This window comes from Natronobacterium gregoryi SP2 (assembly GCF_000230715.2).
Taxonomy (GTDB): domain Archaea; phylum Halobacteriota; class Halobacteria; order Halobacteriales; family Natrialbaceae; genus Natronobacterium; species Natronobacterium gregoryi.
The window spans coordinates 3,747,623-3,769,873 of the sequence record NC_019792.1 but is presented as its reverse complement, the minus strand read 5'-3'; the positions used below and the strand labels follow the sequence as shown (position 1 = coordinate 3,769,873).

Sequence of the window (22,251 nt, the reverse complement as noted above, 5' to 3'; positions counted from 1 at the left end):
CCATACCGCCTGGGTACAAACGCCGCGGCATGAATCACCGGACGCGGATTTACGTCGCCGTCAGCGCGACGGTGGCGCTCTTTCTGGCCGTCCAGATCGGCGCGCTAGCGTTGATCGAGCCCTTCTACGAATCCGAGTACCAGGCGGTCGAGGATCCACAGGACCCGACGAACAGTTTCCTCTACGTCGCGATCATCCTCGCTGCAACTGCACTCATGCTCGGCGCGTTCAAGTACGACGCCCAGTGGCTGATTCGGGCCTTGATCGTCGGCGTCAGCGTGATGCTCGCCTGGTTCGTCTTCGCCGAGCTCGTCCCGCCGATCGTCACGGTCGGCTCGGTAAACGTCGCCGCCGGACTCGCGTCGGTGGGAGTGGGGCTTGCGCTTCTGGTGCATCCAGAGTGGTACGTCATCGACGCCACGGGCGTGTTGATGGGTGCCGGTGCCGCCGCGCTCTTTGGCATCAGCTTTGGACTCCTCCCGGCGTTACTGTTGCTGGCCGTCCTCGCAGTCTACGACGCCATCAGCGTCTACGGAACCGAACACATGCTCGACCTCGCCGAGGGCGTGATGGACCTGAAGATTCCTGTGGTGCTCGTAGTGCCACTGACGCTTTCCTACACTTACCTCGAGACGACCGGTCCCGAGAACATAGAAGAGTCGGCTGAGAAAACGTCACCACAGACGGACGCGAACCCAACCGACGGAGACGAAGTCGTTCCCTCGAGTTCCGGCCCCGGCCCCGAACCCGGTCTCACACCAGACCCCGACGCGGTCGAGCAAACCGCCGAGAGCGAAGGCGACCGCGACTTCGAGCGCGACGCCTTGTTCATCGGACTCGGTGACGCCGTCATCCCGACGATTCTCGTGGTCAGCGCAGCGTTCTTCCTCGAGACGGAACCGCTCGAGGTGCCGTTGATCGCGCTGAACGTGCCGGCACTGGGCGCGTTACTCGGGACGCTAGTCGGGCTGGTTGTGTTGATGTACATGGTGATCAAAGGGCGGGCACACGCGGGGCTGCCGCTGCTCAATGGCGGCGCGATCGGTGGCTACCTGCTCGGTGCGCTTGCAAGTGGCGTATCGATCGCGACGGCACTCGGATTCTGATGCGGACGACTGTCCGTCGGTGACGTGGAGACCGCGATTCCGTCGGTTGTGCTGGGACGTCGTTACAGTAGTGCGTCCCGGGACTCGAGGTCGACAGCGACATCGACGTCGTCGCCGTGTTCGACTCCCTGGAGCAACACGTCGATGCGTTCTCGTTCGGCTCCGCGATCTACCCCCTGGAAGTCGGGGTAGATACCGACGAGCACGAGGTGATCGCCGTCGTGGTCGAGTCGGGTCACGTCGACGAAGATGTCGACATCGTAGTCTCCGAGCAGGGACGCTTCGCCTTCGAAGCTGTCGACCGTGATCGACTGCTCGAGCGTCTCGAGTGTTCGTCGGTTGGTGGGTTCGTCGGCGACCACGAGGTCGTCGTACTGGTTTTGGACGAGGTCGACGAGTTCGGTACGAGACGCGTCGGCGACTGGGTTGAACGCTTCGCCGGCGACGCTGAGACGTGGCGTCGTGACGAGCCCAAAAACGCCGGCTTCGATCCCGTCGGCCAGGCGGTCGAGTGGGAGGTCGACCGTCCGGGCGTACTCGCTGACGTAGTTCGTCACTTCGACGGTCTGGCTCGCGATCGATTCGGTTTCGACGGTCTCTGCAGTCCCGCGATACTCGTAGCCTGCCTCGGTCGCGACCGAATCGGGAACGGCTGCAGGCGACGCCGTATGCGTGGTCACGTCGCCGAGGGCGTCGAGACAACCGGCGACCGCGCCGACTCCGCCTGCTCCGACCGTCGCGACGAACAGTCGGCGGTGCATACGGAGTCCACGACTGGCAGGTGGATAAACGCCGTGCTGCCGGTCGTGCAGCGAGACGGCTGACTTCGACTCCGCCGAATTTCCGGCGACGCCGTCACGCACTCGCGTGGTGTGTTCGTCGTCCCGTCTCGCGATCGAGCCGTCGTTCGCTTCCCACGAGGTGAGAACGGTCGTCTCTCTTATCGGTTCACTTGCCGTCCCACCGCACATGGCTTGGGGGGAGCGGCCGAGTGCCGCCGTCGTCGAAACAATCGCACAGGCCGAGGGGGTCGATCCGATGACGTTCGAACCGTCGCTGTACCAGGCGATCGACCCCGACGCTCTCGATACATTGATCGAGTCGGCCGACGGCGAGGTTACGGTCGTATTCACGTTCGCTGGCTACACCGTCGGAGTCGACGGGACGGGGACTGTCACGCTCGCGCCAATAGACGAGACCGAAACGGACGACGAGTCATCGGGTGGTGACGCGATGCCGTCGAACCAACCGTAAGTGGCGTCTCGGGCCGGGAGCATGCCCCCGGTCGTTCGCCGGTCGAACCGTTCCGAACACATACCACTATTTGTACGGGGAGCAAAGGACCCTGCATGGCTTCATCGACTGCTGCAGAGATACTCGAAACCAACGTCCCATCCTTCGAGGAGGCGGCTTCGGTAGACGATGCGATCGACACGATACGGACCACACCCTCGGAGTCGGACACCACCGTCTACTATGCGTACGTCGTCGACGAAGACGGCACGCTCGAGGGGGTCGTCTCGCTCAGGGAACTGTTGAACGCTGATCCGGGGACGGCGATTTCGTCGCTCGCGACCGAGCCCGTAATCTCGGTTCGAGCCGACGATCCGGTCGCTCGCGTCGCGAAGATCTTCACTCGACACGAGTTCATGGCACTCCCGGTCCTCGACGAGGACGACGAGTTACTCGGGGCCGTCACGGCCGGCGACGTCATCGAGGCGCTCGACGAGGACGCGTCGAAAGCAGTCTTGCAAGAGACGATCCGCGACGTCGAGTACGATCCCGGTGCGGAGAGTACCTACGAGTGTTTCGAGTGTGGCACGATCGTCACCGCCGCGACAAATCCTGGCGAGTGTCCAAACTGCGGTGGCGATGTCCGGCACAGACAGACCGCGATCGAGTGATCACTCCGATGGCAGTCGGTAGGTCGGTCCTCCGTCGGTGTCCTGGACTTCGATACCGAGCGCCTCGAGCTCGTCGCGGAGTTCGTCGGCACGCTCGTAGTTGCCCGCCTCGCGTTCTTGCTCGCGAACGTCGAGGACGAGGTCGACTACGTCGCCCGCGAGGTCGGCCGACCCGGTCGTGTCACCGGTAACGGAGAGTCCGAGCACGTCGCCCAGTTCCTCGAGCGTTTCGACGGCCTCCCGGAGCCCGCGGTAGTCGTACCGATCGCGGTCCTCGAGGTGGCGGTTGATCGCAGTCGCGATCGACAGCAAGGCAGACTGGGCCTTGCGGGTGTTGAAATCGTCGTTCATCGCCGTCGTGAACTCCTCGCGGGCCTCGTCGACGGCTGCACGGAGCGTCTCGTCGTCGACCTTCGTCGCCGCATCCGGCGAGTCGATGGCCGCGACGGCGGCCTCGTGGGCGCGCTCGAGTTGTTCCCATCGCTCTTTGGCTTCGGCAATCGTCTCGTCGGAGTAGAGCTGTTTGCTGTTGTACGAGCCTGCCGTGAGGAACGTTCGCAGGACGTTCGTCCCCCACTGGTCGACGCCCTCGTCGACGGTGACGAAGTTACCGAGACTCGAGGACATCTTCTCGTCGTCCAACTGGAACAGTTCGCAGTGGAGCCAGTAGTTTGCAAACTGCTTGTCGGTCGCGGCTTCGGACTGGGCGATCTCGTTTTCGTGGTGGGGGAAGACGAGGTCACGGCCACCGACGTGAATATCCAGGGTCTCATCGAGGTGAGTCATGCTCATCGCCGAGCACTCGACGTGCCAGCCGGGTCGGCCCTCACCCCACGGCGAGTCCCACGTTAGCGCCGTCTCGCAGGCGTGTTCGGGGTCGGCTGCATCTTCGTGGCGGTGGTCCTCGATCGCGTCGGGGTCGACGCTGCCGGCCTTCCAGAGCGCGAAGTCCGCAGGATGGCACTTCTCGGTGCGTTCCTCGGGATCACCCTGAGACTCGATCTCTTCGAGTTCCTGATTCGACAGTTTGCCGTAGTCGTCGAACTGGGTCACGTCGAAGTAGACCGAGCCGTTGGACTCGTAGGCATACCCCTTCTCGATCAACGTCTCGACGAGATCGACGATCTCGGGGACGTGCTCGGAAACGCGGGGGTAGACCTCGGCACGCAGGAGGTTCAGCGAGCGCATGTCCGCGAGCGTCCGTTCGACGTAGGTCGTTGCCACCTCGCTCTCGTCTTCGCCCAAGTCGTCCTCGCCGACGCGGGCGACGATCTTCTCGTTGACGTCGGTGAAGTTCTCGACGTGGCGGACGTCGTAGCCGAGATACTCGAGCCACCGGTGCATGACGTCGACGTGGACCCACGAGCGGGCGTGGCCCAGGTGGGGCGGGTCGGAGACCGTCAGACCACAGTAGTAGAGCAAGACGTTCTCTGGGTCCTGTGGCTCGAACGGCTCTTTCTCCCCCGTCAACGTGTTCGTCACGTGTAGGGTCATTACTAGTGTCTATCCGCGGCCGGCAGTTAAGCGCTGTCAATACGTGGTTCCCAGGACCGATCGCCGCTATTCGGCGGCGATCGGGACATCTTCGAGTGCTGCTTCGACGGCACGAACCGCGTTCGCTCCGTCGAGGCGGTCCACGACGACGAGAACGGTCTCTTCGCCGACCGCAGCAGCCGTCGGATCGACTCCCTCGAGAGCCAGTACTTGCAGGATCTCGGCGAGTGCCAGTGGCTCGACTTCACCGGTCGCGAGGATCGCCGTTCTGTCGCCGTCGCCGCCGAACCCAAACGCCGTGTTGCCGACCGAGAGCAGTGGCTCGCCCCCGTCACCGACCGGTCCGACGCCGCTTTCCATTCGCACCTGGACGTCACACGGTTCGGTTTCGTACGCCGGTAACTCCTCCGCGTACCGGCGCAGTGCCGTCGAGACGGCGTCAGTATCTCCCTCGAGGTCGAGAAACCGGGCAGCGGCGGTGTAGTTGACGACCCCCGCTTGCAGTGCCGTTACGAGAAACGGGTGCTGCTCGACGGCGCGTCGCGTTCGTGCTGCCAGAGACATACCGGTCAGCGGGAACCGGAAACGCATAAAAACGACGACCGTTTCTCGGGACCGGGTCGCTTTTGACTCGAGCGTCCGATCTATCCCGTATGGATCCCAACGACGTCGAGGAACGCATCGAATCGGAACTCGAAGACGCCGAGGCGACGGTCACGCACGCTCGCGACGAACACGACGACGACCACCTCGCGGCGACGGTCGTCTCTCCGGCGTTCGAGGGGCTTTCGCTGGTTCAGCAACACCAGCAGGTCTACGACGCCCTCGACGACCACATGACGACCGACATCCACGCACTGGAGTTGTCGACGTACACGCCGGCGGAGGACGAGGACTGATACGGCTTGCTGTAACGATGTACCGGTGCAACCACAACACGGGGCGCGGTTGCACCGTAAACCGACACAGCAATCCGTCTGACGGCGAGTGCGGCCATCGGCCGTCGACCGACGACCGTAGTGAGTGAGAAGTGCCAGTATCCTTATTTGACCGACTCTACTAACTGCCGGTATGCCTTCTTCCAAGGATAGGTCGACGACGGACGGCTCGGGTGTTCCGAGCCAGGCCATCATCGACGCGATAGCCACTCGTGAAGGCGTCGACCCGACCGACATCGCACCTCCGGAGTACGACCCTCTCTACTCTGTGGTCAATCCCGAAGCCCTCGACGAATTGATTTCGACGACTACGCAGTCCCGAGCGGTCGTCGCGTTCGAGTACGAGGGGTACGACGTCGTCGTCCGCGGCAACGGTCGCGTCGACGTCAGCGACCCCTCGGACGAATCGGGATCGCTCTCCGACCGACTCACGGATTGACTGTCTCTCGGTTGTCGCTCGAGCGGTAGATGGCGTCGACGACTTTCTGGACGGCAAGTGCCTGTTCGACGCTGTTTTCGTCTTCCGAGTCGGTACCGATCCGATCGAAAAAGACTCGCTGTTCGTCGACGTGCGTGTCGTTCTGGCGCGTCTCGATCGCCGTGTTCTCGAGGTGGTCGGGTCCCGCTTTGCTCGCGGAGTGGAAGGTGAGGTCCCCTTCGAGCAGGTCGAATCGTGCGGCCGATTCGGTCCCCCTGAGCACGAACTCGTGGTTTTCCGGCCGGTTCGTCGCCCAGGCGACCTCGAGCGAAATGGTCTGTCCGTCTGCACAGCGGACGAACGCGCTCGCTGAATCGTCGACGTCGAACTCGCCAGGGCCGGCGTCGTCGGCCCACATCTCGAGGTAAGCGTACTTTTCGCGGGAACCGAACTCGCTGCGAGTGGTGCCAGTTACCTCGTCGATGTCGGGATACTCGAGCAGGTAGAGCGCGAGGTCGACGGCGTGAACGCCCAGGTCGATGAGCGCGCCGCCGCCGGCGATTCCCTGCCTGGTAAACCACGAGCCGCGACCAGGGATGCCGCGTCGACGGACGTAGTTGGCTTCGATGTGGGTGACGGTCCCCAGCTCCCCTCGGTCGAGGCGGTTCTTGACGATCTGGACCGTGTTTGCGAACCGGTTATTGAATCCGACCATACAGTGGCTGTCGGCCTCTTTTGCGGCTTTTGCGATCCGGCGCGCGCTCTCTATGTCGTGAGCGAGTGGCTTCTCGAGGAGGACGTCGAGTCCCTGCTCTAAGGCGTCGACGGCGTACTCCTCGTGGTACTTGTTGGGTGTGGTGACGACGACGGCGTCGATGGTCTCGTATAGTTCGGTGTGGTCCTCGTAGACGTCGACGTCGTACCGTCGGGCGAATCGTGAGCGTGCGTCGGCGGCGACGTCCATTCCCCCCACCAGCGGGACGCCGAGGTCGACGAGTCGCTCCGCGTGGTACTGGCCGATGTTGCCGAGGCCGACGATTCCCGTTCTAATTTCTGTTCTTTTTTCTGTCATTTTTCGTGCCGTGACTGTCCAGTTTCGGCCCCATACACCCTTTACCGCTATACAAAATTCGGGGCGGGATTGTCTTTGTTCCGTCGCCAAACGATCGGCCATTCGATCGTCGCTGACGGATCAACTGTCGGTTCTCGTCCGTTCGCCGGGCCCCAGTTCCGACCGGTCGACCAGTCCGTGGCGCAACGCGTCGCTGGTCCCCATACGAAGAGGTGGACTTTCGATCGGTCCAGGACCACCTCGATGTCCTGTTCTTCGCGACTCTCCGTGTCCGGTAGAACGGTCACCAAGAGCTGGTCGGGAGCCGTCGCCGGGTCCTCTGCCATCGACCGACCAGCCTCCTCGGCCAGCAACAGGTAGCCGACCACCTCGTCACCCATCGGCTCGAGGACGTCCGTCCGTGTGTCGACCTGGTCGGTGGCTCCAGGCAGTTCGTTCGCTTGATCTACGGTGGAGATGTCTTCGGGTCTGATCACGCGCGTGATGGTGTCGCCAACCGACGCTCTCGGGAGCTCGTCGGGCTCGAGGTCGACCCGGAAGTTGCTCGTCTCGAGGCCGTCTGCGACCAGTTCGCCTTCGACGAAGTTCATCGTCGGGGAGCCGATACAGCCCGCGACGAACCGGTTGGCAGGCGCGTTGTAACACTCGAGTGGCGGCGCGATCTGCTGCAGTCGCCCCTCGCTCAGGACGGCGATCCGACCGGACATCGTCATCGCCTCGGCCTGGTCGTGAGTGACGTAGCTGACCGTCGTCTCGAGTTCGCAATGGAACCGCTGGGACTCCGTCCGCATGTGGACCCGCAGTTTCGCGTCCAGATTGGCAAGCTGCTCGTCTATCAGAAACACGTCCGGGTTGCAGACGGTCCCACGAACGACCACGACGCGCTGGCGTTGACAACCGGAGAGTTCGTCGGGCATCCGCTCTAACAGCCCCTCGAGTTGACCGATTTCGGCTGTCTGTTCGAGGCGACGCTGGACTCGATCAGTCCGTACACGCGCATCGTGTCCATCGTCCTGAAAAGCATCGCGACCAGCAACGCCGGAAACACGAGCGCCAGGAACCGCTGGCACGGACTCGCTCCGGCGGCGCGAGCCACGTCGTAGAGGCTTCGGTCGATGCTCTGTAGGCCGGCGAGGATGAGAAACGTCATGAACGCCGCGGACTTCCAGATGTCCGCGACGAGGACGATGACGAACGCGTCCTGGCTGTCCGCCAGCGGGTTCGGCCCGAAGATACCGAGCCACCGGCCGAGTTCGGTACCGAAGCCGACCTCCGGCTGGAACAGCAGGAAGACGACCACCCCCTGGATGACGACCGGCACCGCCCACGGCGGGATGGTCGCGACCCGCACCCAGTGTCGCCCCCGAAACGCCTGATCCAGCACGTACGCCTGCCCGAAGCCGATCACCGTCTCGAAGAAGACACTGACGACGGCGAACCCGATCGTGACGAAGAGTGCCTGTTGCAGGATAGAGGTCCCGAACTCGAGGAAGAAGAACGAACCACTGGGAGAGACGTCGACGAACTGCCTGCGAGGCGAGCGTTCCCAGTAAACCACCCTACCCTACTTCGCTCGGGGGCTATGGCCCCGCTCGCTCGTTGAGGGTAGGGCTTTCGCGTGGACTCCCGTTCTACGCCTCGGATGAGGCGGGAAGATCGTACTCTCCACTCACGTTCAGTGTCCCGCGATTCAAGCGCACGTCTACGGGTGCGCCTCCGTCGTCTGCGTTTTGCCGACGCCGGAGATACTGCAAGCCGATGTTCTTGGAAGCGTTGTAGTCGGCGTGGTTCTGGTAGCCACAATCCTGACATTCGAAGTCTTCGCCGTGGCGGTTATCATCGTGGGTAAACCCACAGGTCGAACACCGTTTTGACGTGTTCCGTGGGTCCACTTGCACGACTTTGACGCCCTGCTCTCTGGCTTTGTATTCGACGTACTCGTAGAGGCGACGGAACGCCCACAGATGGTGCCACGATGCTTCTGGGACGTTCTCACGAATGTCGGTCAGGTCCTCGAACACGATATGCGAACAGTCGTGTTCGACTGCTTCTGCGACGATCTCGTTGGCAACACGATGCAGGAATATCTCGAAGCGTCCGTCCTCCTTGCGCTCGACGCCTGCTATCGCGTCGTGTGCCGCTCGCGTTCCGCACTGTTGGAGGTTGCTACGCCGTTTCTCGTACTCTCGCTTCCAGTGGTTGAACTCGTCTGCCGACCAGAACCGTCCGGTCGAAGCCACCGCGAGTTGGTTCACACCGAGGTCCACACCGAGGACGGTGCTGTGCCCGGTAGTGGGTTCGGTGTCGTCGTCCTCTTTGAGCATCGACGCATGGAGATACCAGTCGCCGTCACGCCGATGGAGTGTCGCCCGCCGAAACTCGTAGTCTTCGTCTGTGACGTACTTTGTCGGCGGTGTATCGGCATCGTCAGGTAGAATGTAGTCGCACTCAATCCGTCCGTCCGGTGTTGAGAGCGAAACGTGGTCACGATGGAACGTTGCGCTTCGCTTGTCGTAGACGGCAGTATCCGCCGTGAACGTCGGACGAGACGTATCTTGGTCGTTTTTGAGACGTTCGACGCCGCTTTTGACGGATTCGACGGCTTGGCGAATCCCCTTCTGGACAAGATTTGCGGTCAGCTCCGTGTCCTCACGTAGCTGGTCGTAGAGGGCGCGTTCGGCCTTCGCTTTCGAAGTGACGTGGTAGCCGTCATCGCCGTGCCAGCACCACTCACTCGCGGTGTTGGCGCAGTATTTGAATTGCTCGACAGTCTCTCGAAGGTGCGTATCTGCGCCTTCGGGTGTGTCGAGCTTGATAACGGCGGTACGACGGTATTCCACTGTGTTTTCACATATGCGCTTGTAGTTACTTAATGATTAGGAGTTGGCAGGCGACAATTTGGTGGCTGGTCAGTACCGTGTCGGCTTCCTCCCCACCCTACTCGCTTGTGCTTCCGCCGAGGCCGGAAGCCCGGCGCTCCTTGAGGGTGGGGCCTCCGCCTCGTATTCGGTGAGGTTGTCGACGTAGTTGCCGATGCCGACGAACCCGCCCAGCGGTTCCGCACCGCGGGTCTGATCCTCGCGGTCGCGCCGGAATTCACGTACAGCAAACCGTCTGAGACGGGGCGGTCGGCGAGCGTGATCGCCACGCCGTATCGAAACCGGGGTTGGGCAGGCGTCATCCAGCAGATAGACGTATCTCGGCTCTCGTGCCGAACACTGCGTCGTCGGCCGGAACGGATCGAGAAGCCGCGAAATACGGGGCCGTCACTACCGGCGGCGGTCGACGGCGTCCCGACGAACCGACAACGGTCGCGGCGACTACTTCTCGAGCGATGGGGGCTCCTGCCGGCCGATGTGGATCTGGTGGGCCTCTATGTCTTCTAGGGCAGCGACGCGCCCGCCGACGGTCAGTTCCTGCCCGTCTTCGGTTTCGATGGTCATGCTCGCGACTTCTTCGCTGATTTCGAAGGAGACGTCGAGGACCTGGCCTCTGACGACCTCGGTACTGCCGACTTCGACGTCACGTCCATCGATCGTCGCGTAGAACTCGCCACCCTCGTCGATGACGTCTTTCACGCAACGGCGGATCGAGGCGTACTTGCGAGGGTAGCTGCGACTGGCACCGTCTTCTGCGAGCCCTTGTTCTGCAGTCGTCCAGAGAACGGTCCCGAAAAAGCCCGAGACCAGAAAGCCAAGCGCCGACCGATTGAAGATGACACCGTACCGATCCTGGTCATCACGGAGGGCGTCCTGGGTCGCGTACACCGAGTAGTTGCCGTCGGCAACGGCGACTACGGGCGTCGTAATGCCACGGCGTGCGCGAGCACTAGTCGCGACCGACAGGTAGTCGAACTCGCTCGGATCTGGCGCTTCGCTTCTGGGCGTCACGATCAGGTCGACGCTGACACCGTCCGCGATAGTTTCCTCAAGTTCCGCTTCGAACCGGATCAGCAAGTCCGGCGTCAGCGACAGGGAGAGTTCGTACTCCGCAGCATCGATGACTTCCTCTAAGTACCGCAGGATCGTCGACCGAGACTTGACCAGTGACACCGCCTCCGTATCGCGAGCGGGTGCCGTGTAGCGGGCCTCGAGTTCGTCGATCATCTGCTCGAGTGAGTTCTGGACGTCGTCGAATGCCTCACTCGGATCGAGTGCGACGACTTTCATCGGACGGGACTCCCGCAGTTCGACTAGGTCGCGGTCGCTGAGACTCCGAACGGTGTCGTAGACGCGGGGCTGTGGGATCTCGGTCCGGTCTGCGATCTCACTTGCCGTAAGCTGGCCTTGTTCTAACACGGTGAGGTAGGCGTCGATCTCGTACTCGCCGAGGTCGAACCGGTCTCCGACGCGCTCGACCGTCGAGCGCAGTTCGTCTGGTGCCATATCGGCTCTACAATCCCGATGGCTAAGTGATTTATTATGCACCGAGTAGCACCTGTTTTCGAAATCGCGTTGTTTCCGTTCGAATGGTGACTAGCAGCCACTGCAACTGCCCTCACGACTGCAATCGCTTGCACACCGATCACACAACCCCGTGTGATTGGGTGGACAGTAACTCGCAGTGCCTACTAGCTCGTCGAACGCGACGCGACGACGACGCTACTGCGCCACGGCAGAGTCCGTCAGAACCCTTAACCACGGCGGGAGTGAGTGTGTTTCTATGTATGGCGTTCTCCAAAGCGAGGAGAACGAATCCGGCCCTGCCGTCGAGGTAACCGACGGGATCGTCGATCTCTCCGGGTCGTTTCCCACAGCGGAGGAACTCGCACTCGCGTTTATCATTCTCGTGATCGGCTGGTTCGTCTCGAAACTCGTCGTCCGGATGGTGGGTCGAACGATCGCCCAGCGAATCGAGCGACCTAGCATCACGCGAACGGTGCTTCGCGGGGTGAGAGTCTCCGTCCTGCTCGTTACAGTCGTCTTCGCCGCGTACGTCCTGGGCGTCAGCGGCGGCGAAATATTCCTCTCGGTGACCGTGATTTCGGCCGTCATCGCCGTCGTCCTCGCACCGCTGGTCAGCAGTTTCATCAACGGCTTTTTCGTCCTTGCCGATCGGCCCTACGAGATCGGAGACATGATCGAAGTCGTCGACGAAGGCCACAGAGGGTTCGTCGAAGACATCACGATCCGGTACACCAAGATCTTCACCCTCGAGAACACGTTCATCGTCATCCCCAACTCCGAAATCCAACAACGTGACGTCGTCAACTACTCTGCCGAGGACGAACGAACGCGAATTTCCGTCGAGTTCGAGATCACCTACGAGAGCGACCTCGAGGCTGCTATGAAACACGCCCAACGAGGAGCACGAAACGTCGACGATGTCATCACGGGTGGTCCGGACATCCGGATCGGAAGCGCCCGATACGCCGCAGCACCGATCTGTGCGATCGAAGAGTACGCCAACGACGGAATCGTCCTCACGCTTTATTTCTGGATCGACCACCCCTACAAGCAGGCAGTCGTCAAGTCCGACGTGCAGCAGGCGATCAGAGATCGGTTCGCGGACCTCGACGTCGAGTTCGCCTACCCGCATCGCCACCACGTCTTCGACGAAACGAGCGGCGTCGCGCGGATGGTCGTCGACGGCCAGTCGGATCGTGACTCGCCGACCGAGCCGAAGCGAGGACGACCACGTGCAACCGGCTCGCTCGAGACGAACACGGGGAACGAACAGACCGAGCGGAGGGAGTAATCGCTTCTGTGACACCGGGACTTTCGGGTGCTTTTATACTCACTCTGTCCGAACGACGACGTATGTACGACGACGTGCTCGTTCCGACGGACGGAAGCGACACCGTGCTGGAAACACTCGAACACGCGCTCCCGATCGCAGCCGACAACGACGCGACAGTCCACTCGCTGTACGTCGTCGACACCCGCATCACTGCCGCGGCTGCCGACAACGCCACAGACCTCACGGAGACGCTCGAGAAAGACGGACGTGAGGCGATCGCCGAAGTCGAGGATCGAGCGTCGGCGGCAACACTCGAAACGACCGGCGAAGTTCGGGAGGGGACGCCCGCGAAGACGATCCTCGATTACGCCGACGAGCACGGAATCGACCTGATCGTCATCGGCACGCGCGGCAAGAGCCCACGCGAAAAGGTCACCTCACTCGGGAGTGTATCAGAACGGGTCGTCGATAACGCCTCTATCCCCGTCTTCGTCGTCCGAGACGCCGATACTAGTCACTGATACGGACTGCTGTGCCGATGTCCCGGCGCGACCGCAGGCGTGCTCGCGCCAGAACTGACTGACAGCAAACCGTCTCAGCCGTTACTACGGCGCGAGGACGTCCCCGCCTCGACGGTAATCACCTCACACTCGAGGTGCTCCCGGAGGAAATCGTTGATATCCGGATTGTTCGTGAGACGACGGAACACGCGTCGGAACCGACTGGCACTCCGGTCTCCGATCACGACGGTGTCTGCGCCCTCCGCCGCCACTTCGTCAAGAATGCTCTCCTCGACCAGAAACCCGGTCCGAACCACGTATCTAGCGTTTTCGATCGGCCCGGCAGTCCGCTCGACGGCGTCTTTCAGATCTATTCGCGTCACTTTCTTCCCGTTCTGGTAGAGATCGACGTGTAAAACCGTCAACGCCGCGTCCCGCTCCTCGGCGACCTCGATCGCCCGCTCGAGCGTCTTGCGGGACCGGTTCGTCAACGGGTACCGAACGGGAACCACGACCAGCGCCATTATCCCATCGAACGATTTCCGCGTGGGTAAAGGTTTCAGTACGACGGCTCTTCGTGGGTAACGGACGCATACATACTGGGTTCTCCCGAACTGGTATCGGTAACCGGACAGGCGAACAATTCTTTATCCAGACGACTGCTAGAAGCGAGTATGCAATCGACCGAGACCGAAGACGGAAAGACAGTCTACGTCTCCAAGACCGAAGGCGACAACGGGTCGAAGGGTCCGTTTCTCGTCGCCTACGAATCCCAGAACGGTGACCGTCGGTACGGCTGGTTCTGTACGAACTGCGAAAGCTTCGACAACGCGATGGACGCGATGGGTCGCATCAAGTGCAACCGATGTGAGAACTTCCGAAAGCCGACCCAGTGGGACGCCGCTCACGAGTAAAACGTGTTTCTGCACCGACCGACCGGTCGGATAGCCACGGTCGCGTCGGAAGCGACTGACGGTCGCCTCTGCCGAATTCTGACCCGCTGCCACGAAAACGTAACTTCTCGTTATCGATTACGTCTCCGACTATTTGGTTGTCGATCGATCGCTCTTGACTATCGTAACTGGATATTGTCGAACGTGTCTGGCTCGATCTTGTGCATACACAAAGAGTTATAATGCTTGGTACTGTATGCCAATACGAATGGGTCCTGTTAACATGCGAATCGTCGAGCAGGCCAGGTCGATCTTCGCCGAGCTTGGATACACCGTCGAAGGAAACGGACCGGCGTTCCGAGCCGAACGAGCGTGGAAAGTCGTCCACGTAAACACAGTCCTCGAGAACGAAGCACTTCCGACCTCGACGAACGGGAACTTCCACTGTTTCGTCGCACAACCCGAAGACGCCGACGGTCTCGAGGAACGGCTCAAAAGTGCCGACCCCAGCTACGAGTGGGCGATCATCGTCGTCGACGGAGACGACTATCAGGTCGAACGAGCACCACCAGGACCGCGAGTATCGGCGTAAAAACGGCAGCCCCTGTTATTCGAGTGCACGCCGCGTCGCCGACACGCCAGCGCCCGGATCAACGTCCGCGCCCATCGACTCGAGGACGTCGCCAAGCGCCGTCACCACGAAGATCACGTTCTCCGGTCGTGCAGAGTGTCCCATACAGCCGATCCGGAAGATTTCCCCATCCAGATCGCCCAGGCCACTCGCAATTTCGAGGTCGTACTGTTCGATCAGTGCGTCACAGACCTCACCGTCGTCGACGCCGTCGGGGATACAAACAGCGTTCAGGCTCGGTAGCCAGTAGTCGTCGGGAGCGTTCATTTCGAGGCCCATCGCCTCGACGCCGGCTTTCAGCGCGCTCGCTATGCGTTCGTGACGCTCCCAGCGCTGCTCGATACCTTCCTCGGCTACGAGCCGGAGCGCCTCGCGGATCGCGTAGACGTTCGTGATCGGCGCGGTGTGGTGGTACGCCCGCTCGTCGCCCCAGTACCCCTCGAGCAGGGAAAGATCGAGATACCACGAGCGCGGGTCGGTCTCCCGGGAGAGGACCTTGTCCATGGCCTCGTCCGAGAGGGTGAGTGGACTCGCGCCCGGCGGACAAGAGAGACACTTCTGTGGTCCGGAGTAGGCGACGTCGATGTCCCACTCGTCGACCCGGAGCTCTACTCCCCCGAGAGACGTGACGGTGTCTGCGATGACCAGCGCGTCGTGGTCGTGAGCCGCCGCGGTGAGTTCGGAGACGTTCGGCTGGCGGACGCCGGTGCTGGTCTCGGCGTGGACGAACCCGAAGACGTCAGGGTCGTGTTCGGCCAGCGCGTCCGACACGTCGGCCGGAGCGAGCGGTTCGCCCCACGGCGCGTCGACCTCGACGACCTCGCCGCCTGCCCGCCGAGCCATCGACGCCATGCGGCCCCCGAAGTAGCCGTTCGTCGGGACGAGCATCGTGTCACCTGGTTCGACGACGTTGCTGATCGCAGCCTCCATCGCCGCCGAACCAGTTCCTGAGACGGGAATCGTCCACTGATTGTCGGTCCGGAACGTGTAACGGAGCAGTTCCTGGACCTCGTCCATGATCTCGACGAAAGACGGATCGAGGTGGCCCACGAGCGGCGTACTCATCGCGCGAAGCACGCGCGGATGGACGTCGCTCGGCCCCGGCCCCATCAGCGTCCGGTCTGGCGGGGTCAGCTCGCTGCTCTCTGTCACGTCGATCGAGCCGTCACTATCTAACATGGCTGAACCTGAGACCGGGAGCCGCAAAAACGTTCACGCATCGGCGACTGGCACCGTCGTCTCGATCACGGGCTCGGGCCGCGTTGCACGGGAACAGTCTCGGGTCGGCTTCGATCGGCGGCGTATCGAATACAATGCCTGCTGGTATCACTAGCCATACATTGAATACGAACGATACTGTACGCACACGGGCGATGGTATTCAAGAAGATCACCCTGATCGGGACCAGTTCGGAAAGCTTCGACGCCGCAACAGACGACGCCATCGATCGCGCCGAAGACACCCTCGAGAACGTCCACTGGGTAGAAGTGGACGAATTCGGCGTCGAAGTCGCGACCGCAGACGAACGGCAGTATCAGGCCGAAGTAACTGTCGCTTTCGAACTCGAGGACTAGCCGCTCGCGTTTCTCGAGCGAAAGTCGGCCCACAACCCACAGACGGTAGTTAACAGCCGACAATCAGTTCACAGCTCACAACCCCGGTTACGTCCGGAATGATTCGCCACAGCCACACTCGCTGACGACGTTCGGGTTCTCGACGTGGAACCCTTCGGCCTGGAGGCCGTTCTCGTAGTCGAGGACGCTACCTTCGATGTACTTCAGACTCGCCGGATCGACGAACACGCGAAGCTCGTGGTGCTCGTAGATCGTATCGTCGTCGTCGGGAGCGTCGTCGAACCGCATCCCGTAGGAGAGCCCTGCACAGCCACCCTGTTGGACGAAGAGTCGAAGTCCCGCTTCGGTCTCGTCGAGCCCCTCACTCTCGAGCAGGGAGAGCGCCTGTTCGGCCGCGTCTTCGGTTACCTCGATCTCGGGACGCGTCTCCGCCTTCCCTCCGTCCATGCTGTCCGTGCTCATACCCTCTCTTTCAAGCGCAACGATGTTAACCTTGACGCCCCGCTAACGATCGACGGCATCCCCATCAGCCATCTCCTCGAGGTACTCGACCACGTCCTCGATGGCGTCTCGCTGGGCGGTCGTCCGCTCTGTCACTTCGCCGATCTGGCGCTCGATCCGGTTGGCATCGTCAGCGACGCCGTCAGCTTCCGAGGCGACTTCCTCGACCGACGCTGCTTGGTCGTCGTTCGCCTCCGCGATCTGGTCGATCCCGTGGGCGGCCTCATCGACGGCCTCCGCGATCTCCCCGAGGCGTGCGATCGCCGCGTCGACCTGTTCACTTGCCGTTGCCGCCCGATCGTTCGTCTGTTCGGTGATTGCAACAGTCTCGTCCGTCCGCGACTGAAGCTGTTCGATACTGGTTGAGATCTCCTGTGTGTGTTCTTTCGTCTCGCCTGCAAGCGCCTGTACTTCGTTGGCGACGACCTCGAACCCGTCACCGTGCTCACCAGCCTGTGCTGCCTCTATGTTCGCGTTCAACGCCAGCAGGTTCGTCTGATCGGCGACATCACTTATCACTTCGACGACATCGTCGATCTCGTTCATTCGATCCGCTAGCTGATCGACCGTCTCGACGAGTGTTTCTGAAGCCTCCAAAACGGTGTCTACCTCTTTGCGTGCCTCCTGGCTGACTTCGACACCGTCTTCGGTCGCAGCCTGTGCCTGTTCCGCGGCTGCAGATACCTGATCAGAACTCGCGGCGACCTCCTCCATCGTCGCGCTGAGGTCGCTTATCTCCTGGACGATCTCCTGAATCGAGTCGGTCTGTTCGCTCACCTGCTCGTCGACACGTCTCGCAGTCTCGTCGATCTCTTCGGCCTCCACCGAGAACTTCTCGATCTGGTCGCCAATCCCGTTGATCGTCGTCTCGACGTGGTCGGCGATGCCGTTTATCGTGTCTGTGATCTGTCTGATATCCTCGTCGAGAACGTCGTGGTCGTCCGTGTACTCGACGCGAGCCGAAAGATCACCGTCGTTGAGCGACTGGCCCGTATCGACGACCTCGGTCACGAGGTCGGCCATCGACTCGCGACGCCGAATAACCTCGGTGTTATCCTGGACGAGTTGGATCACGCCCTGGAGACGATCCTGCTGATAGATCGGCGTCGCAGTCGAGTGGACGTAGACCGTCTCACCCTCTGCGTTCGTCAGTTCGCGTTCGACCTCGTAGGCCCGCTGACCGCGGCCCGATCGCTCCGCGTCGGTCCCACGGTGGGCTGTGTCTGGGTTCTCGACGACCACGTCGGCGAGCGTCTCGCTCCGACCATCGCGGAAGAACGATCCGGTGTCGGTCTCGCCGAGGACCTCCTTGCGGTCTACCCCCGTCAACACCTCGAGCTCGCGGTTCCAGCCGACGATTCGATGGGCCGCGTCGATAATGAACGCAGGTTGGGGAAGCGTCTCCAGCAAGGCGTCGGTAGTGATGTCTATGTCCTCGGCTTTCGAGTTACGGCCGCCGAGCGTCTCGTCGCCACCGTCGTCCGAGTCGACTTCACGCTGCGTGACCGTCCCCCCGTCGGCCCGAGCCGACGTCGGTTCGGCATCGCCCTCGAGTCGCCCACGCCTGCCGCCGTGATCAGATGGCCGATCGTCGCTGTCACTCTCGAGCAACTCCGCCTGGCCCGACGAAACTCGTTTCGCAGTGCTGCCGACACTCAAGAACCGTTCAAGCAAGTCATCCATACCGAGCGTAGCTACGGTCACCGGGTATTCTTTGGGGCCAACAGTGCCGAGAGAACACGACCCCCTCTAGCACTCACCGATCCAATCGCTTGCGGACACTCTCGGCGTGAGCCTCGAGTCCCTCCGCCTCAGCAAGCGTCGTGATCGTCTCGCTGATCTCCGCGAGACCCTCTCCCGACAGTCGCTGGACGGTCGACGACCGAACGAACGTCTCGACCGAGAGGCCGCCCGTCACCCGTGCGCTGGCGTTGGTCGGCAGAACGTGGTTCGTTCCGCTGGCGTAATCGCCCGCCGCCACGGGCGTGTTCGGCCCGAGGAAGACGCTTCCCGCACTGTCGATGCGCTCGAGAACTCTCTCGTCGTCATCGGCAATGATCGAGAGGTGCTCGGGAGCGTACTCCTCGGTGAAGAGAATCGCCTCGCTCATCGACCGAGCCAGCAGGACCCCGCTCGCGTCGTTCTCGAGTGCCTCTCGAATTATTTCTTTGCGCTCGCGCGCGCTAGCCTGCTCGTCGACTGCCTCGACGACTGCCTTTGCAGTCGCCTCGTCGTCAGTAACTGCGACGACCGACGCGTTCGGATCGTGCTCGGCCTGGGCAACCAGTTCCGACGCCACCAGCTCCGGATCTGCCGTCTCGTCCGCTACGACCACGACCTCGCTCGGCCCGGCCAGCATATCGATCTCGACATCGCCCTGGACCTCCGCTTTGGCCGCCGTAACCCACCTATTTCCAGGTCCGACGATCTTCTGGACACGCGTCACCGTCTCAGTTCCATACGCGAGCGCCGCAATCGCCTGTGCACCACCGACGCTGTAAACCGCGTCCGCGCCCGCGACGTGAATCGCAGCCAACGTCACCGGATTCAGTTCCTCGGCCGGCGGCGTCACGACCGTCACGTGCTCGACACCCGCCACGACCGCCGGGACGACCCCCATGATCGCACTCGAGGGATACGCCGCCGATCCACCAGGAACGTACACACCCACACGCTCGAGCGGCCGGAACCTGCGGCCAAGCTCTCGCCCCTCGTCGAACGTCTCGCGCCAGTCCGCAGGAACCTGGGCCTCGTGGAACTCCCGGACGTTCGCCGCAGCCGTCTCGATCGCCTCGCGAACGTCGCCCTCGAGCTCGTCGTAGGCACGCTCACACTCGTCGGTGATCTCGAGATTCCCGACCTCAACGCCGTCGAACTCGCTCGTAAACTCGCGGACGGCGACGTCGCCTTCTTCCCGCACGCGGTCGACAATCTCGCTGACATCTCCCCGGATCGCCTCGATACCGGCATCGCGCTCGAAAAAGGCAGTGCGATCCACCGGCCCGAGTTCCTGTATCTCCTCGAGATCTACACTCATGCCCCGGAGTTGGCCCGGGGGTCGAAAAACGGTTTCCCTCTGTTGGGCACCGGTCGCTGGTGTGGCGAATTATCGTGTGCCTCGACTCAGTGGACTTCCCAGATGCCGACTGCATCCAGTGTTGCGCGCACGAACAGATACACGAGCAGCAAGAAACCAACGATTGCGACTGGGATAGAGACCAACCACGCGTTCTCGATGAAAGGGAGAAGTTGACCGATACCGCGGATCACGAAGCTCATGAAGACGATGCCCAGGGCGATGACGGCGAGCGTGACGAACCCCTCGCGTTTCATACGTATTGGTTCTCGTCACGTCGGTAAATCGTATCGGAACTCGTCGCCACGGACTTACGGTGTTCGTGGCTGCTTCTCGAGTATTTATCGAACAGCAATCGGACGGACGTGTTTTGCAAAGGAGCCCCATGGTAGCGGATTTCGAAGCGACGTTCGTTCGACGGGCTTATATATGCACTCGCTATTTCGTATGAACGCGAACGACGTGGCACATTCGCCACGTTCCCTCCGGCCTGATGGCACGGAGGTAGGCATGACATCCAACTCCCGTTCGATCACGTCTGGGGGCGTTGCCGTGAACCACGGTCTGGTTCCGAACCGATGCCTTTATACGTTCCAGGGCGTTCAGTTGAGATCGTGGACTGTCGCGCCAGATGCGAATTCCGGCTCGATGACGATCCGACGCCCTTAAGTACATACGTGGTGTTGGATGTGAACACGAACGCTTCGGCGAGGCCGACTGGCTTCGTCGACCCGGACGGTCAGGGTTCGAAGGGGTTAAGTACCCCTCGAGACCTAGGATATCGTCCGAAGGAGATGAGGATTCCACCCCTGCGGTCTTCCGTACAGATGGGATCTGATGTTAGCCTCGACAGTTCGGTGACGCCTGATCGGTCTTCGATTGGTGTCATCGAACGTGGACAATAGAGTGTGACACCCTTGTCACCGCCAATACCTCCCCGACACGCGTCGGGGAAAAGAGCATTCCGGTTGATCCTGCCGGAGGCCATTGCTATTGGAGTCCGATTTAGCCATGCTAGTTGCACGGGTTAGACCCGTAGCAGATAGCTCAGTAACACGTGGCCAAACTACCCTACAGAGCGGGATAACCTCGGGAAACTGAGGCTAATCCTGCATACGGCTCTCATGCTGGAAGTGCAGAGAGCTCGAAACGCTCCGGCGCTGTAGGATGTGGCTGCGGCCGATTAGGTAGACGGTGGGGTAACGGCCCACCGTGCCAGTAATCGGTACGGGTTGTGAGAGCAAGAGCCCGGAGACGGTATCTGAGACAAGATACCGGGCCCTACGGGGCGCAGCAGGCGCGAAACCTTTACACTGCACGACAGTGCGATAGGGGGACTCCAAGTGCGAGGGCATATAGTCCTCGCTTTTCACGACCGTAAGGAGGTCGCAGAATAAGGGCTGGGCAAGACCGGTGCCAGCCGCCGCGGTAATACCGGCAGCCCAAGTGATGGCCGCTCTTATTGGGCCTAAAGCGTCCGTAGCTGGCCACGCAAGTCCGTCGGGAAATCTCCTCGCTCAACGAGGAGGCGTCCGGTGGAAACTGTGTGGCTTGGGACCGGAAGACCTGCGGGGTACGTCCGGGGTAGGAGTGAAATCCTGTAATCCTGGACGGACCACCGGTGGCGAAAGCGCCGCAGGAAGACGGATCCGACGGTGAGGGACGAAAGCTCGGGTCACGAACCGGATTAGATACCCGGGTAGTCCGAGCTGTAAACGATGTCTGCTAGGTGTGACACAGGCTACGAGCCTGTGTTGTGCCGCAGGGAAGCCGTGAAGCAGACCGCCTGGGAAGTACGTCCGCAAGGATGAAACTTAAAGGAATTGGCGGGGGAGCACTACAACCGGAGGAGCCTGCGGTTTAATTGGACTCAACGCCGGACATCTCACCAGCATCGACAGTAGCAATGAACGTCAGTGTGATGAGCTTACTGGAGCTACTGAGAGGAGGTGCATGGCCGCCGTCAGCTCGTACCGTGAGGCGTCCTGTTAAGTCAGGCAACGAGCGAGACCCGCACTCCTAATTGCCAGCAACACCCTTGTGGTGGTTGGGTACATTAGGAGGACTGCCAGTGCCAAACTGGAGGAAGGAACGGGCAACGGTAGGTCAGTATGCCCCGAATGTGCTGGGCGACACGCGGGCTACAATGGCCGAGACAGTGGGACCCTACCCCGAGAGGGGACGGTAATCTCCGAAACTCGGTCGTAGTTCGGATTGCAGGCTGAAACTCGCCTGCATGAAGCTGGATTCGGTAGTAATCGCCGTTCAGAAGACGGCGGTGAATACGTCCCTGCTCCTTGCACACACCGCCCGTCAAAGCACCCGAGTGGGGTCCGGATGAGGCCGCCTTCCGGCGGTCGAATCTGGGCTCCGCAAGGGGGCTTAAGTCGTAACAAGGTAGCCGTAGGGGAATCTGCGGCTGGATCACCTCCACAGACCGGGACTGGGGCGTCGCCCCAGCCCAC

At 61.7% G+C, this 22,251-nt stretch carries 22 protein-coding genes, 1 rRNA gene and 2 pseudogenes; 11 read left to right on the top strand and 14 right to left on the bottom strand.

All coding sequences use genetic code 11. The features are described 5' to 3' along the window. Positions 1–29: 29 nt before the first annotated feature. Positions 30–1,106 carry a presenilin family intramembrane aspartyl protease PSH gene (locus NATGR_RS18520; protein WP_005579750.1) on the top strand — a complete coding sequence of 359 codons (1,077 nt, stop codon included), beginning with the start codon at positions 30–32 and terminating at the stop codon, positions 1,104–1,106. Positions 1,107–1,168: 62 nt separating this feature from the next. On the opposite strand, the gene NATGR_RS18515 is transcribed toward NATGR_RS18520, so the two are convergent. Then, positions 1,169–1,867 carry a DUF6517 family protein gene (locus NATGR_RS18515; RefSeq protein ID WP_015233919.1) on the bottom strand — a complete coding sequence of 233 codons (699 nt, stop codon included), beginning with the start codon at positions 1,865–1,867 and terminating at the stop codon, positions 1,169–1,171. A 208-nt stretch (positions 1,868–2,075) separates the two neighbouring features. Here NATGR_RS18515 and NATGR_RS18510 point away from each other — a divergent pair, with 208 nt between their 5' ends. Together NATGR_RS18510 and NATGR_RS20360 are read left to right on the top strand one after the other, a co-directional pair. Next, the gene (locus NATGR_RS18510) at positions 2,076–2,360 is read left to right on the top strand and encodes a HalOD1 output domain-containing protein (RefSeq protein WP_005579748.1); all 285 of its coding nucleotides are present in this window, start codon (positions 2,076–2,078) and stop codon (positions 2,358–2,360) included. Between the two features lie 95 nt (positions 2,361–2,455). Beyond that, positions 2,456–3,010, top strand: a complete 555-nt coding sequence (locus tag NATGR_RS20360) for a rubrerythrin-like domain-containing protein (RefSeq protein WP_005579747.1) — start codon at positions 2,456–2,458, stop codon at positions 3,008–3,010. On the opposite strand, the gene cysS is transcribed toward NATGR_RS20360, so the two are convergent. Beyond that, positions 3,011–4,504, bottom strand: a complete 1,494-nt coding sequence (cysS, locus tag NATGR_RS18500; protein WP_005579746.1) for a cysteine--tRNA ligase — start codon at positions 4,502–4,504, stop codon at positions 3,011–3,013. Between the two features lie 66 nt (positions 4,505–4,570). Continuing rightward, the gene (locus NATGR_RS18495) at positions 4,571–5,068 is read right to left on the bottom strand and encodes a DUF7523 family protein (RefSeq protein WP_172636019.1); all 498 of its coding nucleotides are present in this window, start codon (positions 5,066–5,068) and stop codon (positions 4,571–4,573) included. 89 nt (positions 5,069–5,157) lie between these two features. On the opposite strand from NATGR_RS18495, the gene NATGR_RS18490 reads away from it, so the two are divergent. Beyond that, the gene (locus NATGR_RS18490; protein WP_005579744.1) at positions 5,158–5,403 is read left to right on the top strand and encodes a BolA family protein; all 246 of its coding nucleotides are present in this window, start codon (positions 5,158–5,160) and stop codon (positions 5,401–5,403) included. Positions 5,404–5,575: 172 nt separating this feature from the next. Beyond that, positions 5,576–5,881, top strand: a complete 306-nt coding sequence (locus tag NATGR_RS18485) for a HalOD1 output domain-containing protein (RefSeq protein ID WP_005579743.1) — start codon at positions 5,576–5,578, stop codon at positions 5,879–5,881. On the opposite strand, the gene NATGR_RS18480 is transcribed toward NATGR_RS18485, so the two are convergent. From NATGR_RS18480 to trmB, 5 genes and pseudogenes are all read right to left on the bottom strand, one after another. Continuing rightward, positions 5,871–7,034: a Gfo/Idh/MocA family protein gene (locus NATGR_RS18480; RefSeq protein WP_269459367.1), complete on the bottom strand. Its 1,164-nt coding sequence runs from the start codon at positions 7,032–7,034 to the stop codon at positions 5,871–5,873. The two genes, NATGR_RS18485 and NATGR_RS18480, sit on opposite strands and share 11 nt — an antisense overlap. A gap of 18 nt (positions 7,035–7,052) precedes the next feature. Beyond that, a pseudogene (locus tag NATGR_RS18475) lies at positions 7,053–7,957 on the bottom strand (ABC transporter ATP-binding protein); the annotation flags it as partial. Next, a pseudogene (locus NATGR_RS18470) lies at positions 7,882–8,489 on the bottom strand (carbohydrate ABC transporter permease); the annotation flags it as partial. The pseudogenes NATGR_RS18470 and NATGR_RS18475, both read right to left, overlap by 76 nt. Positions 8,490–8,563: 74 nt before the next feature. After that, complete coding sequence (locus NATGR_RS18465) at positions 8,564–9,772, bottom strand: RNA-guided endonuclease InsQ/TnpB family protein (protein ID WP_005581264.1); 1,209 nt, start codon at positions 9,770–9,772, stop codon at positions 8,564–8,566. 480 nt (positions 9,773–10,252) lie between these two features. Continuing rightward, positions 10,253–11,317, bottom strand: coding sequence for an HTH-type sugar sensing transcriptional regulator TrmB (gene trmB, locus NATGR_RS18460; protein WP_005579739.1), 1,065 nt, complete (start codon positions 11,315–11,317; stop codon positions 10,253–10,255). A gap of 277 nt (positions 11,318–11,594) precedes the next feature. Between trmB and NATGR_RS18455 the strand changes: the two genes are divergently transcribed. After that, positions 11,595–12,629 (top strand): mechanosensitive ion channel family protein, encoded by a 1,035-nt coding sequence (locus tag NATGR_RS18455; RefSeq protein ID WP_005579737.1) that lies wholly within the window; start codon positions 11,595–11,597, stop codon positions 12,627–12,629. Between the two features lie 62 nt (positions 12,630–12,691). Then, complete coding sequence (locus NATGR_RS18450) at positions 12,692–13,132, top strand: universal stress protein (RefSeq protein ID WP_005579735.1); 441 nt, start codon at positions 12,692–12,694, stop codon at positions 13,130–13,132. A gap of 74 nt (positions 13,133–13,206) precedes the next feature. Here NATGR_RS18450 and NATGR_RS18445 read toward each other — a convergent pair whose 3' ends face one another. After that, a complete protein-coding gene (locus tag NATGR_RS18445; RefSeq protein WP_005579734.1) occupies positions 13,207–13,635 on the bottom strand; it encodes a universal stress protein in 429 nt (142 codons plus the stop codon). Between the two features lie 150 nt (positions 13,636–13,785). On the opposite strand from NATGR_RS18445, the gene NATGR_RS18440 reads away from it, so the two are divergent. Together NATGR_RS18440 and NATGR_RS18435 are read left to right on the top strand one after the other, a co-directional pair. Continuing rightward, positions 13,786–14,025, top strand: coding sequence for a DUF5816 domain-containing protein (locus tag NATGR_RS18440; RefSeq protein ID WP_005579733.1), 240 nt, complete (start codon positions 13,786–13,788; stop codon positions 14,023–14,025). Positions 14,026–14,287: 262 nt separating this feature from the next. Further along, on the top strand, positions 14,288–14,596 hold the full coding sequence (locus tag NATGR_RS18435; RefSeq protein WP_005579732.1) for a DUF7116 family protein: 309 nt from the start codon (positions 14,288–14,290) through the stop codon (positions 14,594–14,596). Positions 14,597–14,611: 15 nt separating this feature from the next. On the opposite strand, the gene NATGR_RS18430 is transcribed toward NATGR_RS18435, so the two are convergent. Continuing rightward, positions 14,612–15,814 carry a pyridoxal-phosphate-dependent aminotransferase family protein gene (locus NATGR_RS18430; RefSeq protein ID WP_005579731.1) on the bottom strand — a complete coding sequence of 401 codons (1,203 nt, stop codon included), beginning with the start codon at positions 15,812–15,814 and terminating at the stop codon, positions 14,612–14,614. A gap of 194 nt (positions 15,815–16,008) precedes the next feature. Here NATGR_RS18430 and NATGR_RS18425 point away from each other — a divergent pair, with 194 nt between their 5' ends. Next, complete coding sequence (locus tag NATGR_RS18425; protein WP_005579730.1) at positions 16,009–16,209, top strand: dodecin; 201 nt, start codon at positions 16,009–16,011, stop codon at positions 16,207–16,209. A gap of 87 nt (positions 16,210–16,296) precedes the next feature. Here the strand turns inward: NATGR_RS18425 and NATGR_RS18420 are convergent, their stop codons facing one another. The 4 genes from NATGR_RS18420 to NATGR_RS18405 form a co-directional block, all read right to left on the bottom strand. After that, a complete protein-coding gene (locus NATGR_RS18420) occupies positions 16,297–16,671 on the bottom strand; it encodes a HesB/IscA family protein (RefSeq protein WP_005579729.1) in 375 nt (124 codons plus the stop codon). Positions 16,672–16,713: 42 nt separating this feature from the next. Continuing rightward, complete coding sequence (locus NATGR_RS18415) at positions 16,714–18,393, bottom strand: methyl-accepting chemotaxis protein (RefSeq protein WP_005579728.1); 1,680 nt, start codon at positions 18,391–18,393, stop codon at positions 16,714–16,716. A 73-nt stretch (positions 18,394–18,466) separates the two neighbouring features. Then, a complete protein-coding gene (gene hisD, locus NATGR_RS18410; RefSeq protein WP_005579727.1) occupies positions 18,467–19,747 on the bottom strand; it encodes a histidinol dehydrogenase in 1,281 nt (426 codons plus the stop codon). 86 nt (positions 19,748–19,833) lie between these two features. Continuing rightward, complete coding sequence (locus NATGR_RS18405) at positions 19,834–20,043, bottom strand: hypothetical protein (protein ID WP_005579726.1); 210 nt, start codon at positions 20,041–20,043, stop codon at positions 19,834–19,836. Positions 20,044–20,747: 704 nt separating this feature from the next. Between NATGR_RS18405 and NATGR_RS18400 the strand changes: the two genes are divergently transcribed. After that, a 16S ribosomal RNA gene (locus NATGR_RS18400) occupies positions 20,748–22,219 on the top strand. Positions 22,220–22,251: the final 32 nt, after the last annotated feature.